This window comes from Tateyamaria sp. GN1-10 (genome assembly GCF_055693845.1).
Genome location: NZ_JBVFUR010000004.1, coordinates 3,235,110 through 3,251,435, shown reverse-complemented (window position 1 = coordinate 3,251,435; position 16,326 = coordinate 3,235,110). Strand labels below are relative to the sequence as shown.

Annotated in this window: 21 protein-coding genes and 1 riboswitch; of the genes, 5 read left to right on the top strand and 16 right to left on the bottom strand. The window is 60.7% G+C overall.

What is annotated here, in order from left to right; all coding sequences use genetic code 11:
* Positions 1–201: 201 nt before the first annotated feature.
* Positions 202–783: a DUF6151 family protein gene (locus ACZ1HN_RS18200; RefSeq protein ID WP_472728506.1), complete on the bottom strand. Its 582-nt coding sequence runs from the start codon at positions 781–783 to the stop codon at positions 202–204.
* Positions 784–786: 3 nt separating this feature from the next.
* Positions 787–2,061 (bottom strand): polyhydroxyalkanoate depolymerase, encoded by a 1,275-nt coding sequence (gene phaZ, locus ACZ1HN_RS18195; protein WP_299207365.1) that lies wholly within the window; start codon positions 2,059–2,061, stop codon positions 787–789.
* 149 nt (positions 2,062–2,210) lie between these two features.
* Here phaZ and ACZ1HN_RS18190 point away from each other — a divergent pair, with 149 nt between their 5' ends.
* Together ACZ1HN_RS18190 and ACZ1HN_RS18185 are read left to right on the top strand one after the other, a co-directional pair.
* Entirely contained in the window at positions 2,211–4,016 is a 1,806-nt protein-coding gene (locus ACZ1HN_RS18190) for a PHA/PHB synthase family protein (RefSeq protein WP_472728505.1), read from the top strand.
* A 142-nt stretch (positions 4,017–4,158) separates the two neighbouring features.
* Positions 4,159–4,605 (top strand): phasin family protein, encoded by a 447-nt coding sequence (locus ACZ1HN_RS18185; RefSeq protein WP_472728504.1) that lies wholly within the window; start codon positions 4,159–4,161, stop codon positions 4,603–4,605.
* Between the two features lie 88 nt (positions 4,606–4,693).
* Here ACZ1HN_RS18185 and ACZ1HN_RS18180 read toward each other — a convergent pair whose 3' ends face one another.
* Entirely contained in the window at positions 4,694–5,566 is an 873-nt protein-coding gene (locus tag ACZ1HN_RS18180; RefSeq protein ID WP_472728503.1) for a LysR family transcriptional regulator, read from the bottom strand.
* A 99-nt stretch (positions 5,567–5,665) separates the two neighbouring features.
* On the opposite strand from ACZ1HN_RS18180, the gene ACZ1HN_RS18175 reads away from it, so the two are divergent.
* The 3 genes from ACZ1HN_RS18175 to phaR are packed head-to-tail and all read left to right on the top strand — an operon-like array spanning position 5,666 to position 7,240.
* Entirely contained in the window at positions 5,666–6,118 is a 453-nt protein-coding gene (locus ACZ1HN_RS18175) for an NAD-dependent epimerase/dehydratase family protein (RefSeq protein ID WP_472728502.1), read from the top strand.
* A complete protein-coding gene (locus ACZ1HN_RS18170) occupies positions 6,054–6,578 on the top strand; it encodes a Rossmann-fold NAD(P)-binding domain-containing protein (protein ID WP_472728501.1) in 525 nt (174 codons plus the stop codon). Before ACZ1HN_RS18175 ends, ACZ1HN_RS18170 begins: the two co-directional genes overlap by 65 nt.
* 53 nt (positions 6,579–6,631) lie before the next feature.
* Positions 6,632–7,240, top strand: coding sequence for a polyhydroxyalkanoate synthesis repressor PhaR (gene phaR, locus ACZ1HN_RS18165; protein ID WP_472728500.1), 609 nt, complete (start codon positions 6,632–6,634; stop codon positions 7,238–7,240).
* Positions 7,241–7,342: 102 nt separating this feature from the next.
* Here the strand turns inward: phaR and ureG are convergent, their stop codons facing one another.
* The 13 genes from ureG to ACZ1HN_RS18100 all read right to left on the bottom strand — a co-directional run bounded on the left by ureG (position 7,343) and on the right by ACZ1HN_RS18100 (position 16,031).
* Positions 7,343–7,969 carry an urease accessory protein UreG gene (gene ureG / locus ACZ1HN_RS18160; RefSeq protein WP_472728499.1) on the bottom strand — a complete coding sequence of 209 codons (627 nt, stop codon included), beginning with the start codon at positions 7,967–7,969 and terminating at the stop codon, positions 7,343–7,345.
* Positions 7,966–8,595 carry an urease accessory protein UreF gene (locus ACZ1HN_RS18155; RefSeq protein WP_472728498.1) on the bottom strand — a complete coding sequence of 210 codons (630 nt, stop codon included), beginning with the start codon at positions 8,593–8,595 and terminating at the stop codon, positions 7,966–7,968. Before ACZ1HN_RS18155 ends, ureG begins: the two co-directional genes overlap by 4 nt.
* Positions 8,592–9,047, bottom strand: a complete 456-nt coding sequence (gene ureE, locus ACZ1HN_RS18150; RefSeq protein WP_472728497.1) for an urease accessory protein UreE — start codon at positions 9,045–9,047, stop codon at positions 8,592–8,594. The genes ACZ1HN_RS18155 and ureE overlap by 4 nt, the downstream gene beginning before the upstream one ends.
* Positions 9,048–9,063: 16 nt before the next feature.
* On the bottom strand, positions 9,064–9,234 hold the full coding sequence (locus ACZ1HN_RS18145; protein ID WP_472728496.1) for a hypothetical protein: 171 nt from the start codon (positions 9,232–9,234) through the stop codon (positions 9,064–9,066).
* Between the two features lie 222 nt (positions 9,235–9,456).
* The gene (gene ureC, locus ACZ1HN_RS18140; protein WP_472728495.1) at positions 9,457–11,217 is read right to left on the bottom strand and encodes an urease subunit alpha; all 1,761 of its coding nucleotides are present in this window, start codon (positions 11,215–11,217) and stop codon (positions 9,457–9,459) included.
* 367 nt (positions 11,218–11,584) lie between these two features.
* On the bottom strand, positions 11,585–11,980 hold the full coding sequence (locus ACZ1HN_RS18135) for a carboxymuconolactone decarboxylase family protein (protein WP_472728494.1): 396 nt from the start codon (positions 11,978–11,980) through the stop codon (positions 11,585–11,587).
* Positions 11,980–12,801, bottom strand: a complete 822-nt coding sequence (locus ACZ1HN_RS18130; RefSeq protein ID WP_472728493.1) for a cyclase family protein — start codon at positions 12,799–12,801, stop codon at positions 11,980–11,982. The genes ACZ1HN_RS18135 and ACZ1HN_RS18130 overlap by 1 nt, the downstream gene beginning before the upstream one ends.
* A gap of 30 nt (positions 12,802–12,831) precedes the next feature.
* Positions 12,832–13,137 (bottom strand): urease subunit beta, encoded by a 306-nt coding sequence (locus ACZ1HN_RS18125; protein ID WP_299598470.1) that lies wholly within the window; start codon positions 13,135–13,137, stop codon positions 12,832–12,834.
* Complete coding sequence (locus ACZ1HN_RS18120; protein WP_299550155.1) at positions 13,134–13,298, bottom strand: LPXTG cell wall anchor domain-containing protein; 165 nt, start codon at positions 13,296–13,298, stop codon at positions 13,134–13,136. Before ACZ1HN_RS18120 ends, ACZ1HN_RS18125 begins: the two co-directional genes overlap by 4 nt.
* A gap of 20 nt (positions 13,299–13,318) precedes the next feature.
* On the bottom strand, positions 13,319–13,636 hold the full coding sequence (locus ACZ1HN_RS18115) for an urease subunit gamma (protein ID WP_472729349.1): 318 nt from the start codon (positions 13,634–13,636) through the stop codon (positions 13,319–13,321).
* Positions 13,624–14,457 carry an urease accessory protein UreD gene (locus ACZ1HN_RS18110; protein WP_472728492.1) on the bottom strand — a complete coding sequence of 278 codons (834 nt, stop codon included), beginning with the start codon at positions 14,455–14,457 and terminating at the stop codon, positions 13,624–13,626. The genes ACZ1HN_RS18115 and ACZ1HN_RS18110 overlap by 13 nt, the downstream gene beginning before the upstream one ends.
* Positions 14,458–14,555: 98 nt before the next feature.
* Positions 14,556–15,299, bottom strand: coding sequence for a precorrin-6A synthase (deacetylating) (gene cobF / locus ACZ1HN_RS18105; protein ID WP_472728491.1), 744 nt, complete (start codon positions 15,297–15,299; stop codon positions 14,556–14,558).
* Positions 15,300–15,353: 54 nt separating this feature from the next.
* Positions 15,354–16,031, bottom strand: a complete 678-nt coding sequence (locus tag ACZ1HN_RS18100; protein WP_299598458.1) for an energy-coupling factor ABC transporter permease — start codon at positions 16,029–16,031, stop codon at positions 15,354–15,356.
* Positions 16,032–16,083: 52 nt separating this feature from the next.
* Positions 16,084–16,273, bottom strand: a riboswitch (cobalamin riboswitch).
* Positions 16,274–16,326: the final 53 nt, after the last annotated feature.

Below are 16,326 nucleotides of genomic sequence, written 5' to 3'. Positions count from 1 at the left end.
GGCCGCCCCCTTACTCTTCGACAGCAGAAGAGTTTGACGGGCAGTTTGGCGCCTGCTTACCACAATGTGGTTCAGTGATTGAATTGTGGTTTTAGGCTGTCATCCGACAAGGGGAGCCGCCGCGGAGGCGACAAGCAGAACCTCAAATTCATGTCTGCGATGCACCAATCATGGTCACGCATGAGGGGTTTCTAGAAAGAGTTAACCCCGGTTCGGATAAAGTCCGGCACGTTCCTTATCCGACACCACGTGGATGTTCCGGACGGGCGTTCCGTCTGCATTGAAAAACGGTGTCTGTTTCCATAAGCCCGTGATCCGCCGCGATAGCGCACGTTTGGCGAAACCGAACATGAATTTCAGACCGCCTTCATGCCCGCGTTTGCCGTTTGGTTTGCGGACAAATGCCCGGGCCACGACTGGCCCAAGTGCGCTGTCATCCTCAAGCCGGTCTGTGCGGAACGAGGCAAAGGGCATCTTGGGGGTGCGCATCGTTTTGAACAGGATGGCGCCGCAGCAGCGGGCTTGCCACTGCAGGAGCCCCTTGTCAGAGAGGGAGAAGACGGCGAGCTGGTCTTTGCCCGCGTCGAACCGCACACGGTCCGGCACGGTTTGATACAGTTGTACACCGCCCGGTGCCGGGTCGGGCTGACCGGCATAAAGTTCGGTCGCACGGCAATCGTGGCAATAGCACTCGACGCGGGTGCCGTTTGTGGGGGACACGCCCAGAAGAGTGCCCCGCAATGTCCCGCAGTCACAGGCGAAGGGAAGATCCGCGCCTGCCATTGCCTACGCAGCCTTGTTCTTGTTCGCTGCTTTTTTTGGAGGTGTCTTGGGGGAGTTCGCGTCGATGAACTCAAGCACAAGAGGGCGGATATTGTTGCGCCAGCTTTTGCCCGCGAAGATGCCGTAGTGCCCCGCGCCGGGTTCCACATGGCTCGCCTTCTTCTCGTCCGGCAGGCCGGTGCAAAGGTCGAGCGCGGCAACGCATTGGCCGGGGGCCGAGATGTCGTCATTCGCGCCTTCAACGGTTTTGACCGCGACAGTTGTGATCTTGCCGATGTCGATCTGCTTGCCGTTTACGGAAAAGATGTTCTTGGCAATCTCGCAGCGTTTGAAGATGCGGTTGACGGTGGACAGATAGAACTCGGCCGTCATGTCCATCACGGCGAGGTATTCGTCGTAGAAGCGATTGTGCTTGTCGTGGTCGCTTGTTTCGCCCCGCGCGGCGCGCCCGATTTGGTCTGTAAAGGCTTTGGAGTGTTTTTCGGCGTTCATCGACATGAACGAGGCCAGCTGCAGAAGGCCCGGATAGACGAGGCGGCCGACGCCCGGGTATTTGAAGCCCACGCGCTGGATCATCGTTTCCTCAAGCTGGCCCATGGTGACGCGGCGGCCAAAGTCGGTCACTTCGGTCGGCGTGGCATCGGGATCAATTGGACCGCCGATCAGGGTGAGGGACCGGGGCTGGGCCTTTGGGTCTTCCTCGGCCAGGTAGGCGGTGGCGGCGAGCGTCAGCGGTGCGGGCTGGCAGACGGCGATCACGTGCGTATCGGGGCCAAGTTCGCGCATGAAGTCGACAAGGTAGAGGGTGTAATCCTCGACATCGAACTTGCCAGCGCTCACGGGGATGTCACGGGCATTGTGCCAGTCGGTGATATACACCTCGCAATTGACCAGCAGCGATTTGACGGTCGAGCGCAGCAGCGTGGCGTAGTGGCCTGACATGGGTGCCACGAGCAGGATTTTCCGCGGCTGGGTCTCGCGACCGGACACGTTGAAGTGGATCAGATCGCCAAAGGGCTTTTCAACCACCTTGTCGATACTCACAAGGTGATCGCGGCCATCTTCGCATGTGAAGGTGCGAATGCCCCAGTCGGGTTTGGCGACCATTCGTTCAAAAGTGCGTTCCGTCACCTCACCCCAGGCAGACATCATTTGCAGCGCCGGGTTGGGCAGGGCGGCAAAGGCGGGGTAGGCACCAATTGCACGGGCCGTGGCGCCCAGCCACTGGTTCGTGTTCCGCATGGTTTCCATGAAGTCGTAGCTGATCATGTAGCGCATGGCGCTTTCCTTCACTTTGGGGCGGGTACGCACGATCCCGCGTCGGACGGTTTGTCGCTTTGCCCCCTGAAACATGCGACCATAAATAAGCGGCGACTGCCGCGTGCAAACATTGCTGCACGTGCGAACACTACGGGGAAGACCTTAACATGACAACCAACGACACAACCGGTGGTGCTGTCTCGGGGGAAAACCTCGATAAATTGAATAGTAATCTCCGTAAGGTTGAGGAGTTGACGCAACGACTCACCCAGGTTTTGACGCACCGCAGCACGCATAATGCTGCACTCGACGGGCCGAATCAGGAGCTGTTCACAAAGGCGGCCACCGCGTACTGGCACGAAGCCTTCCGCGATCCGGCCAAGGTGCTGGAGCACCAGTTGCAGTTCTGGTCGAAATCCGTGACCCATTTTGTCGAGGCGCAGCAGGCGCTGGCATCGGGCAAGTTGCAAGCCCCGGTCGATCCCGGCCCCAAGGATCGCCGCTTTGCCAATCCGCTGTGGGACACGCATCCCTACTTCAACTACGTCAAGCAGCAATACCTGATCAACGCAGACGCCGTTACCCAAGCGGTCGAGGGCGTGTCGGACCTTGATCCGAAGGAGAAGCAGCGCCTCGCCTATTTCTCGCGTCAGATCGTTGACATGATGGCGCCCACGAATTTTCTGGCGACCAACCCGGATGCGCTGGAAAAGGCAGTGGCCACCGAGGGTCAAAGCCTGATTGACGGGCTTGAGAACCTGATTTCTGATCTGGAGGCCAATAACGGCGAACTGATCGTGAAATTGGCCGACGACAAGGCGTTCGAGCTGGGCGGCAACATCGCCACCACGCCGGGCAAGGTCATCTATCGCAACCGGATGATGGAGCTGATCCAGTACACGCCCACCACCGAGAAGGTGCACAAGACACCGGTGGTGCTGTTCCCGCCATGGATCAACAAGTTCTACATCCTGGACCTCAAACAGCAGAATTCGCTGGTGAAGTGGATTGTCGAACAGGGGCACACGCTGTTTGTCGTGTCCTGGGTGAACCCCGACGCGACCTATGCCGGGGTCGGGATGGAAGACTACATCGAGGACGGATATCTGGCCGCGATCCGCGAGGCCAAGGCCATCACCGGCCAGAAGCAGGTCAATGCCATTGGCTATTGCATCGCTGGCACCACGCTGTCCCTAACCCTCAGCCTGCTGAAACAGCGCAAGGACAAGTCGATCAAGTCCGCCACGTTCTTTACTGCGCTGACTGATTTCGGTGATCAGGGAGAGTTCACGCCGTTCCTGACCGATGACTTCATTGACGGGATCGAAGCGGAGACAAAGGACAAGGGTATTTTGCCCTCGGTCATCATGGCGCGAACATTCACTTTCCTACGGTCCACCGACCTCGTCTATACGCCCGCGATCAAGAGCTACATGATGGGCCAAACGCCACCTGCATTTGATCTGCTGTATTGGAACGGGGACGGGGCGAACCTGCCTGCCAAGATGGCGATGCAGTATCTGCGTGGCTTGTGTCAGCGCAATGAGCTGGCAGAGGGTGGGTTCGACCTGATGGGGCATCATCTTGAGTTGGGCGACATAGACGTGCCGCTTTGTGCCATCGCATGCGAGACCGATCACATCGCACCCTGGAAAGACAGCTATCGCGGCGTGCAGCAGATGGGGTCCAAGGACAAGACGTTCATAATGACCCAATCGGGTCACATCGCGGGGATCGTGAACCCGCCCAGCAAGAACAAGTACGGGCACTACACCAATGAAGATATGAGCCTGGATCACGAGGCGTGGTTGAAGGCTGCGGATTTCCATGAAGGGTCTTGGTGGCCGCGCTGGGGCGCCTGGCTGAAAAAGCGGGGCGGGGCGATGGTGAATGCACGTAAACCGGGTGATTCTGCCCATCCCGTGCTGGAAGATGCCCCCGGGTCCTATGTGGCAGTTAAGGCAAGGTCCTGATTTCCCACGTCCTTTCCGCAACGGAAAGCTATTTTTGCTGCAGTGCAGCAAAAGACTTGATTTGCTGCACTGCAGCATGTATGTCTTGTGCAGACGCAGAAACGTGGGGATGGGCCCGCAGCGCTCACAAGGATTGAAGACAATGGCCAAGCAAGCACAAGACATGACCGCAATGTTCAAAGACATGATGGGTGCATTCCCCGTCGACACAGCGGCAATGGAAGACGCGCTCAAGACAGCAACGTCGCTGAACGAAAAACTGAGCCACGTCGCTATCGACGCGGCTGAAAAGTCCACCGAAATCTCCTCGAAGTGGACCAAAGAAACTCTGGCGAAACTGGGCGACATGTCCAAAGCCAAAGCAGAGCCTGCCGACTACGCCAAAGCGATGACCGACTTCGCGTCGTCCTACGCTGAAGTGACAGCCGAGCACATGGCCGCTTTCGCTGAGGTTGCCAAGAAAGTCCAAATGGACACGGTTGAACTGATGATGGCCGCAGGCAAAGACATCAGCGAAGACGCGCAAGCCGTAGTGAAAAAAGCGACCGGTGACATGACCGCCGCTGCCAAGAAAGCTGCTGCGAAGTAATCGCACACGATATATCGCGCCAACTTTCCTCCCTGAAAGGCGCGGTGACTATGGCGGGCCCCAAGTGGCCCGCCTTTTTCTTTTGTGGTTAGGCGAGGTGTTTGGCCAGCCAATCATAGACCCGGCGCACGCGCGGGATGCGCCGCAGGTCCGGGTGGGCCGTGAGCCAGAGCGGCATGCTGCCCACATCCATATCCTTTGATACTCGAACCACGCGTGGATCCGCGTCGCCCACGCGCCGTTGACCAAACCCAATGCCGTATCCTGCCACCACCATGTGCCAGCACAGGACCTGGTCATCGCTGCGGAAGGCAAAGAAGTCGCGGCCTACCTTAAACCCGCGCTGGGCAAAGCCGTCGATGATCAGCGGGCTGCGGTCATAGCCGATGATGCTGTGGTGCATCAGGTCGTTCAACGTTTCTGGCGCGCCATGCTTTTCGACGTAGCTGGGCGCGGCATATGCGCCAAGCGGCAGGTCCGCGATGTGTTTGGCGATCATGTCCGGTTGCGTTGGGCGGTACATGCGCAATGCGATATCCGCCTCGCGTCGCAACAGGTTTTCGGTTGTATCGGACGCAATCACTTCGATCTTGATCCCCGGATAGGTGGCGTGCAACTCGCAAAGGATCGGGGGCAGGATGAAGTTGGCGACAACATGGCTGGCCGTCAGTCGAACTGTGCCTGCAATCTCTTTTCCATGTCCATCGCGGTCCGTCCCAAAGCGGGCGGCGGCGTCGGCCATTGTGGTGGCATGCGCCAGCAGGTCTGTCCCCTCATCGGTCAGGACCATTCCGCCGCTTGAGCGATCGAAAAGGCGGGTGCCCAAGGTCGCTTCGAGCTGGGCGATGTGGCGGCTGAGCGTGGGTTGGCTGCTGTTCTGCGCCCTTGCTGCGGCGGAGAGTGAGCCATGTTCAGCGACCGCGGCGAAGGATTGGATCTGCGACCAGTCTGGTTGGGTCATCTATTCATTTATGGATGGTTTGTTTTGAATTGACGTGGATCATATTCGAATTTCGTTCCTCTAGATAGGGTTCAGTTCAGAGATCGAGAGGACGAACACATGGCATCAGTCATTATTTTGGGTGCAAAGGGTCGGTTCGGGCGCGCGGCTGCGCAGGCCTTTGCAGAGGCGGGGTGGGCTGTGACACGGGCTGGTCGCGGCCTCAGCGGCGCGGATTGTGTTGAGGTGGACGCGACGGACGCACAGGCATTGCAGGAGGTCTGCGTGGGGCAGGATGTGATCGTGAACGCGGTGAACCCACCCTATGATCAATGGTCGCGGACCATTCCCAAGCTGACCGATGCGGTGATTGCGGCGGCCCGCGCTGTTGGGGCAACCGTGATGATCCCGGGCAACATTTACAACTACGGACGTCTCTTGCCGCCTGTGCTGCGGGAGGACACGCCGTGGATCGCAAATACGCGAAAGGGCGGGATCTCGCATTCGTATGGAGCAGACCTATCGCGACAGCGGGGTCCGGACCATCGTGCTGCGCGGCGGCGATTTCATTGATACCCAGCAGTCGGGGAATTGGTTCGAAAGCTACATCGCGCCCAAGGCGTCGCAGGGCAAGCTGACCTATCCCGGCCCGCGGGACTGCGTACATGCCTGGGCGTTTTTGCCGGACATGGCGCGGGCCATGGTGGGCCTTGCGGAGAAACGGGATCAGTTCAGCCCGTTCGAGGAGTTTTCCTTTGACGGATATGCCCTGACCGGAGATGAACTGATCTCCCATGTGGAACGGATTGTTGGCAAGCCAATGCGTGTGTCGCGACTGCCGTGGATCGGGGTCTGGCTGATGGGGCTGTGGTCGCCGTTGATGCGTGAGGTGTTCGAAATGAAATACCTGTGGCGCAGACCACATGCGATTGACGGGGCCAAGCTGCGTGCAGCATTGCCGGAGTTCCAGGCGACCCCGGTTGAGAAGGCCCTTGCAGTGTATCTGACTGAAAATACAGATCCGTATGTTTAGGGGCTTTTCACCGCCTGAATTGCCGCACGTGCACACACCCTTTCTTTTTTGTGATGTCGCGCCTAAGCTGCGTTGCAGCACGCGGCACCGGGGAGATCACGCACGTGACAGACAAACCAGCACCATTGTTGATCAAGCGCTATGCCAGTCGGCGGCTCTACAACACCGAAACAAGCGACTACGTGACGCTTGAGGATATCTCGGGTTTCATCCGCGACGGGCGCGAGGTGCAGATTGTGGACCTCAAGACCGGGGACGACCTGACCCGCCAATACTTGCTGCAGATCATCGCCGAACATGAGAGCCGGGGCGAGAGCGTTCTGCCAGTGGATGTGCTGAACGATTTGGTGCGCAGCTACATGGGCGGTGGGGCGTCCGTGGTGCCGCAATTCCTTCAAGCCTCGTTCGAAATGTTGCGCGATGGGCAAAGCAAGGTGATGGAAAACATGAATGCCATGAACCCCATGGCCAAGATGCCTGGCTTCGATTTGATGCAGGCGCAGCAGGAGGCATTCATGAAGGCCATGACAGGTGGGTTGGGCACTGGCTGGGGCGCGTCCGGACCTGCACCTGAAGCCGAGGACAAGGATGGTGGCGAAGACCTTGACGCCATCAAGAAACAACTGGCCGAGTTGCAGGACAAACTGTCGAAGCTGTCCTGACACCCGAAGGCACTGATCGCCTCGAAGCGTCAGTGCCTTCTACGGCTCACTCAGGTGAGCGGTTGGGCGTTTTCAGCATGTCCCGCGCCGAAACAGTGCACTTTACGCTGGCGTCAGCCCCAAGCCGGACAGGGCGCGAATATGCGTGATGATATCCTCCACCCCCTTGCCATGGCGTAGGGCGGCAAAGACGAAAGGCCGCGTGCCCCGCATCCGCTTTGCGTCCCGTTCCATAACCTCAAGCGAGGCCCCCACATGGGGTGCAAGATCCGTCTTGTTGATGATCAACAGGTCGGATTTGGTGATCGCAGGCCCGCCTTTGCGTGGGATTTCCTCGCCCGCTGCAGTGTCGATGACATAGAGCGTGATGTCGGCCAGCTCTGGCGAGAAGGTGGCCGAGAGGTTGTCGCCGCCGCTTTCGATCAGGATCGCTTCGACGTCCGGGTGCCGGTCCCGCATCTCCGCCACGGCAGCAAGGTTGATCGATGCATCCTCGCGGATGGCCGTGTGCGGACAGCCTCCGGTCTCAACGCCGATGATCCGGTCTTGTGGCAGGATTTGGCGACGCATCAGTTCCTCGGCATCTTCCTGTGTGTAGATGTCGTTGGTGATCACACCAATGGAATGCTGGTCCTTGAGGGCGGCGGCAAGGGCGGCGGTTAGCGTTGTCTTGCCCGCGCCCACGGGACCGCCGATGCCGATGCGAAGGGGGCCGTTGAGTTGTGTCATGTGCGAAAGATCCGAGGCTGGAGGGTTTCGTGGCGCATGGCCGTGATGTCGGCGGCGAAGCTGGTGGAGGTCAATGCGTCAAGCGGTGTCACCTGCGCGTCTTTTGCGGTGGCAGCGATGGTGGGGGCAAGGGCTGCCAGCACCCGCTGGCCGTCAGTTTGGCCGAGGGGCAGGGCGCGTTGGGTGACCGAAACGAGGTTCGACACGAAGGCGTGCAGATAAAGCGGCAGGGCATCGGCCAGCGGAATGTCCATGGCGTGGGCGGCAGTGCCGACGGCAACGGGATAAGTGAGGCCCGTGATCTTGATCCCCCAGACGGTGCGGGCGGTGTCACAGAAAGCCGCGCCCTGCAGGTCGGTTTCCTTGAGCCGTTCTGCACTGGCGGCAAAAGCGCGGGCCGTTGCATCGACATGTGCCGGTGTGTCCGCGTCATAAGCTGCGGACAGCAGGATCGCATCCACACGGCCAGAGCCATGGGCGAGCAGCGCCTCCAGCCAGTCTTGCAGCGTTTCGGCGTCCGTGACCGTCTCATCCGCGATGACCTGTTCCAACCCATGCGAATAAGCAAACGCGCCCACTGGGAAGGCGGGCGACAGCCATTGCATGAGTGTCAGCGCGTGGCTCATGTGTGGCTGTGTGAATGATCGTGCCCGTGGGTGCGCCCGTGGCCATAGGCACCGCCCTCGGGGGTGAACGGTTCCACCACTTCGCGTGTGGTTGCCCCGATTTTGGCCAACATGTCGGCCATGACGTGATCGCGCTGGATCAGCAGGCGATCCGCTTCGATCTGGCAAGGGGTGTGGCGATTGCCGATGTGCCACGCGATACGGTGCAGGTTTTCGCCGGTGACTTCCAGAAGGGGCTCAGGGGCGGCCTCGATCATGATCTCGGATTTGTCCGTGGCGATGAGCGCACCGCCATGGTCGAGCGATGTGGTCTGGGGCAGGTCAACCAAGAGCTGAGCACCGGAGGCAAGTGTCAGGACTTTGCGCCGCAGAAAGCGGTCTTCGTAGGTGAGCGACACGTGGTCGCTCACCTGACCGTGAGTGTGACTGTGGTAGTGTTGGGCTGTCAGCATGGGGTGACCCCCGCGCTTACGACCAATCCCCGTTGATCATGATCTGATGCGCCGCATCGCGTCGCTTTATTCCGCGGGCTTTCAGTTCCGCATCCGTCAGGGCGTAGACCGCCTGTGTTTGCGCCAGCGCGCCATGCGGTAGGCTGATGGAACTGATGAAGGCAGCGAGCCGCTGAAAGAGGGTCATGGGACACCTGTTTTGTTTCTCCTTCTGGCATGTAGGCGATGTTTTGCTGCGCGGTCAGATGTGCGCACGCATAGCCGCATTTCTTGAGGCGCATGATTTCAGATTTCTTCAGCGTGGCGAGGGTAGCCCCCGGCCGCGGGTAGCGGAGTAGCCCCCGCCCATGGGGGCGGTCGGGGGCTGCCCGGCTTGAGGCCGGGCGTGACGGATAAGGGCTGGTTCGCCTCAAAACAAGAAATACCGCTGCGCCATCGGCAAAACCTCTGCCGGTTGACAGGTTAGCAATTCGCCATCCGCCCGCACCTCGTAAGTCTCAGGATGCACCTCGACATGCGGTGTTGCATCGTTCAGCTTGAGGTCCTTCTTACCGATGTTCCGGGTGTTCTGAACCGCAACCGTGTCCTTCGCCAAACCCAGCGAAGCGCCAATCCCTTCGGCTTGCGCGGCGGCGGACACGAACGTAACGGCGGAGCGTTCGACCGACCGGCCATAGGCCCCGAACATGGGACGGGTATAGACCGGCTGCGGCGTCGGGATGGATGCGTTCGGATCCCCCATCTGGGCGCATGCGATGGTGCCGCCCAGCAGCACCATCTCGGGCTTCACCCCGAAGAACGCGGTGTTCCACAGGCACAAGTCCGCGCGTTTGCCGACTTCGATCGACCCGATCTCGTGGCTGATCCCGTGCGCAATCGCCGGGTTGATCGTGTATTTGGCGATGTAGCGGCGCACGCGCATATTGTCATTGTCGCCGGTTTCTTCGGGCAGCGCGCCGCGCTGCTTCTTCATCTTGTCCGCCGTCTGCCACGTTCGGATCAGCACCTCGCCCACGCGGCCCATGGCTTGACTGTCGGATGCGATGATCGAGAACGCGCCCATGTCGTGCAGAATGTCTTCGGCGGCGATGGTCTCACGCCGGATGCGGCTCTCGGCAAAGGCCACATCCTCGGGGATGGATTTGTCGAGGTGGTGGCAGACCATGAGCATGTCGAGGTGTTCCTCGAGCGTGTTCACTGTGAAGGGGCGCGTTGGGTTGGTGGAGGAGGGGAGGACGTGTTCCTCCCCGCAGATTTTGATAATGTCCGGCGCGTGCCCGCCACCTGCGCCCTCGGTGTGGAAGGCGTGGATGGTGCGGCCTTTCATGGCGGCGACGGTGTTTTCGACAAAGCCGCTTTCGTTCAATGTATCGGTATGGATCATCACCTGTACGTCCATGTCGTCTGCGACTGACAGGCAGCAGTCGATGGCGCCAGGGGTGGTGCCCCAATCCTCGTGTAGTTTCATCGCACAGGCGCCTGCCTTGACCTGTTCTTCCAAGGCGGCGGGGAGGGAGGCGTTGCCTTTGCCCGCAAATGCGAGGTTCATGGGGAAGGCATCAGCGGCCTGCAACATACGGCCCAGATGCCAAGGGCCCGGTGTGACCGTGGTCGCGAGTGTCCCGTGCGCAGGCCCGGTGCCGCCCCCCAGCATGGTGGTGAGGCCGGAGTGCAAGGCGTCTTCGATCTGCTGCGGGCAAATGAAGTGGATGTGGCTGTCAAAGCCCCCGGCCGTCAGGATCTTGCCCTCGCCCGCGATGGCTTCGGTTCCCGGCCCGATAATGATGTTGACGCCCGGCTGCGTGTCGGGATTGCCCGCCTTGCCCACGGCAGCGATGCGCCCGTCCTTCAAGCCCACATCCGCCTTGTAGATGCCCGTCCAATCCACAATCAGCGCGTTGGTGATGACGGTATCGACAGCGCCGTCCGCCCGTGTGACTTGAGACTGCCCCATCCCGTCACGGATGACCTTGCCACCGCCGAACTTGACCTCTTCGCCATAGAGCATGGCGTTGTCACCGCTGCCGCCGGTGGAGGCTTGACCTGCTGCCTCGGCGGTCAGGTCACGCTCAACCTCAATGATCAGGTCCGTGTCGGCAAGCCGCACCTTGTCGCCCGTGGTGGGGCCGAACATGGCGGCGTAGTCGCGGCGGGAGATGGATGTGGGCATGTGTCAACCTTTTGCTGCGTTCAGAAATGCCCGTGCATTGCAGATCCATAAGTATCTGAAAGTCATTGGCTTTCTCGGATTTTGGTAGGGAAAGTGCCGTGCATTGCTCGCCAATACTCGCACCTGTTCAATGACATCATCGCCAATTGAAAAAAGGAAAGCACCCTATGTCGAGCATTGAATTTTGGTTGCAGGCCATCGCCTACACGATTTTCTTTACCGTCATCATCGCAAAATACCGTGGTTGGTTTTGAGGTTTGCACCCGGGCCGCGCAGCGGACCGGATCACGCCCGACCCGCCCCACAGGGCGGGCGTGATACGCCCACCCTCGAGCCGGGCGTGATCCTCTGTTCGGTGCGTGACAGATCATGCCTCAAATACCTCATCCACCGGCACCTGCATCGCTGTCACCAGCCCGTTGGTCTGCATCGCTATGCCGATAACGCTCATCAACTCTCCATGCTGCGCCAGCGTCATCCCCTTGGCATTGGCCGCCGCGGTATGGGAGTGGATGCAGTATTCACGCCCGTTCGCCACGGACACGGCGATATAGAGCATCTCCTTGACCAGCGGATCGAGTTCCCCCGGACCCATCACCTCTTTCAACCGCGCCCAAGTGGACGCCAGCAGCGCCGGATCATTCGCCAACGCCCGCCAGAAGTTATTGATGTAATCCGTGCCACGCATCGCGCGGATGTCGTCAAAGACGGCCAGCACCTCGGTGCTGGCCTCCTCGTCCGATATGAGCGGTACCGTCGCCATCAGATCATTGCAAAGATGCGGGCCGGACCGCCGGTGCCGCCGATATGGTTTGGCGCGCCAACAACAAGCGTCGCCCCGGCAGCGGGCACATTGTCCAGACCGGCCAGGTTCTCGATCCCATAGCGGCCTGATGGCAACCACGCGTAGTGGGTGGCGAAATCAGGAGACGGTCCATGGTCGAGCGATAGTGTATCCACAGCCATGGCCACGGCAGTGGTTTCCTCGAGCAGCATTTGCGTTGCCTCGATATGGAAACCGGGGAAGTGTTTGACGTCATCGGCGTCATTACCGACATAGGCTGCCGCATCGCCGGACTTCGCTGCCCAGCCGGAATGCATGGCGATGCACGCCTTGTCGGGAATGTCGCCATTGGCCGCGATCCATGCCTTCAGATCATCGGGTGTCACTTGGGCATCGGCATCCTCTGCCGCTTTGGCCGCGATATCCACGACACAGAGTGGGATGACCAGATCGCTCACCGGTATCTCGTCCACCGATGTGCCATCTGCGGAAAAGTGCAGCGGCGCGTCGATATGGGTCGCCGTGTGCTCGTTAATGGCCAGGTTCATTAGGTTGAATCCGTGTTCCGCAAAGTTGAATTGCTGCTCCATCGAGATGCCGGGTACGCCGAAGAAGGTGGGAAAGTCCGGGCTTAGCTTGTGGGACATATCGACCACACCGCCATGGCCCGCAGCCATGGCCGCGGGTGCCGCCGTCATGCCCACTGTCGCTGCCGCGCCCATCGCCGCGCTGGTCTTGAAAAAGTCCCGGCGCGAGAGCATCCGCTCTTTCACCGCGTTCATCACACATACATCACACATCGTCTTTTCCTCCCTAAGGGTTTGCCCTGCTCAAAGGTCGCCCATCACCTGCTGGTTAAACCCGTATACCTTGCGCGCACCGCCGATCGGGATCAACTGTACGTCACGGGCCTGTCCCGGCTCGAACCGCACTGCGGTGCCCGCCGCGATATCCAGGCGCATACCGCGTGCGGCCTCGCGGTCAAACTCCAGCGCGCTGTTGGCCTCGCCAAAATGGTAGTGGCTGCCGACCTGCACGGGACGGTCGCCTGTGTTCGCCACATGCAGCGTGATGGCCTGTGCACCGGTGTTCAGTTCGATATTCCCGTCTGCCGTGATGATTTCGCCGGGGATCATTTGCGCCTCCATGCCGCTAATGCCGCCCCGACGATCAGCGCGAGGCCCATGGCAACGATCCAGGGCTCCGATCCATGCGGGTGCGCGTGAGCGCCTGAGTGCGCCAAGGCCGGGGTGGCCATGGGCAGCAGGGCGGCGAGGGGGACAAGCGGAGTCTTCATGGATTTTCCTTCGGGGATTGTCAGCGGATGGGATTATGGACGGTGACCAGCTTGGTGCCATCGGGAAAGGTGGCTTCGACCTGCACGTCGTGGATCATCTCGGGCACGCCGTCCATGCACTGGTCGCGGGTGATGACCTGTGCACCGGCCTCCATCATGTCGGCGACCGAGCGCCCGTCGCGTGCACCTTCCACTACCGCATCGGTGATCAACGCGATGGCCTCCGGGTGGTTCAGCTTGACGCCGCGCGCCAACCGCTTGCGCGCGACCTCGGCGGCCATGGCGACCAGCAGTTTGTCCTTTTCGCGGGGGTGAGTTGCATGGGCTAAAGTCTCCAGCAGATGGGCAGGTGACCACCGGTGAGGTGGTCCATAATGGGCAGAAGCGTCTTGCGCAGGTGGTAGCCCGAGGGGGCGAGCGTGCGCAGAACAAGGGTGTCATCCGTCAGCAGGCTGGCCCCACCGGTGTCGGGCAAAAGGGCACGGATGGGGGCCAGATGTGCTTCGGCGTCTGGTGCGATGTAGGTCAGGCTGACCATGGCCGTGGCCCTGCCGCCGATGGCGGCTCGCGACATCTGCGCCGTCATATCGCCCGACAGCGTCCACGCATCCAGCACCAAAGGCGCACCGTCGCGGGTAATGGATACACGGTCCGCAAAATGGCCATGCACCGTGTCTTCGCCCATGGCGATGCGGCCGACGCACATCGGCTCAACGATCAAGGCACGGGCGGTTGGGGCAAGATTGCAGGACAGCCGCCGGGTCATGGCGCAGCCGTCAAAGATCAGCGTTTCCTGCGGCAACCACCAAAGCGTTGCGTCGTCTTCGGCGGTAAGGCGGGTCTCGACCCGCCCGACCTCGCCCGGTTGCGCGCGGTAGGCGCGTTCGCAGGCCTGCGTGGTCATCGTAAGATGCGTGCCGGCCCCGGCAGTGGCTGCGTAATCAAACCTGTCCCCGCCCGTCACACCACCGGAGGTGTTCAACAGCACCGCCGTCAAACCGCGGGTGGCGCGCGGAAAGACCACCTTGGCCGCGCCTTTCTGATACAGTCCGTCAATGACCGTTTGCCCTCCCACCGGCTTGGTCGATAGGCGCACTGACCCGATGGCGCGTGGTTGCGCGCAGGTTGTGGCAGCAGTCAGGGGCAGGTGGGCAGTCATTCGGTTTCGTGGTCGTTCATACCCTTCGATATGACCACTGCGAAACGTGTTCGGCCAGCCTCTGACCCCGGCCTGCGTTCTATTCCTGTGCGGATCGCCTATTTTTCAGGCAGTTTTCGCAGCAGATAGGTATCCATGATCCAGCCATGGGCCGCGCGGGCCGTGGCGCGGCGCTCCACAATGCGGTCCGAGGCATCGGCCAATCGCCCATGATCAAGGATCTGTTCCGGCATGCCCAGGTAGGCCCCCCACCAGATGTCGTATGCGTCGCCATCAAGAGTCTTGAAGGTGCAATCGCCATCCAGCATCACCACCAGCGTTTCGCATCCGTCAGGCCAGCCGTGGTCGCGCAGACGCCGCCCGGTCGAGATCGTGACAGGCGCGTTCAGGGTATTAAGCGGAATGGCATGAGCCGCTGTCAGGGCCTGTATCGATGTGATCCCGGCCACCACACGGACCTCCGGCAATGGGTCCAATCGAGCCGCGATGCGCAGGGTGCTGTCATAAAGCGACGGGTCACCCCAGACCAGCAGCGCGACCTTCCGGGCGGCGGGATATTGCGCCATAGTGGCGGTCCAAAGCGCTGCAATCTCATCATGCCAAGCGTCGACGCGGGCGATGTAGGGTAGGCTGTCATCCCGAACAGGCATGTCAAAGAGGGCGATAGGCGCGTCATCGCGCAGATCGGCAATGATCTGTGTCCGCAGATCGGCCAGATCGGATTTGCCGTCCCCCTTGTGCGGAATTAAAAACAGATCGGCCTCGGCCATCACGCGCCGGGCCTCTCCCGTCAGGTGATCGGGATTTCCGGTGCCGATGCCAATCAAGAAAAGCTGGGTCATGGTGTAAAAAGGGCCGCGCGGTGGCGGCCCCTTCCTTATTCCTATGTTGCGGGATCAAGCCGCGTCATGCAGTCGGTTGGTGAAGATGCCACTGCCTTGCGTGCCGCGCAGCGCCTTGGCGCCCGCCAGAACGGCCAGATCGGCGATGGGCTCGATCAGGATGACCAGCAGATAGGCACCACCGAAGGCCAGTACAGATTGGATGTTCTCGGCACCGACGCCTTGGCCGTAGATCGCCCAGAACGCGACCCAGGCCACAACACCACCTTGGTACACGGCGGACATCTTCAGCACTTGGGCATAGTCGAGATCCACATAGGCCGTTGCGTTCGGTACAATGCGCTTGGCCAGCGCGTGTACAGCGAACAGCGGGAACAGCAGGGTGGTCATGTTGACAAAGAACATGGGCATGTCGGACGGGGCAAAGAACGTGCCCTGCATCAGCAGGCCGAACACGAGGCCGAAGGCAGCGGCGGCAGGGCCGAGCAGCAGGAACAGGGTTGTGCCAAGGATGAAATGCACCTCAGAGACGCCAACAGCGAAATGCGGCAGCACTTCGAAGAACACGAACGTGCCCACGGTCGCCATCACGGCGCGCAAAATGAAGGACGGCACGCTGTGCTGTTTCAGGTCCTCGGCGGCCAGTTTGAAGGAATAGCCCGCGGCAGCTGCGGCAGTGCCGTAGGCCAGTGCCATTTTCGCGCCATCCACGACGCCCGGTTCGATATGCATCTCTCTGTCTCCTCGCCACCAACCCCGGCGGCATTATGGCCGGTGACCCGGCAAGTTTCATTTGTCGATGGCAGGTCTCCTGACTGCCGGGTCGCTGCGGGGCCGGACCTTCCCAACCCCATCTTGGGGCCAGTGGTTCATGCCGGGCCGCTCGCCGGTCACAGTTGCGGGGGCAGTCCGGGATTTTCACCCGGTTCCCTTTTCAGACCCCTTTCGGGGCCACCATCGTCAATCCACGTTTACAATGATTCCCCAGCGGGACAAGTCCGGATGCGGCATTTGACGACGCGGAAAG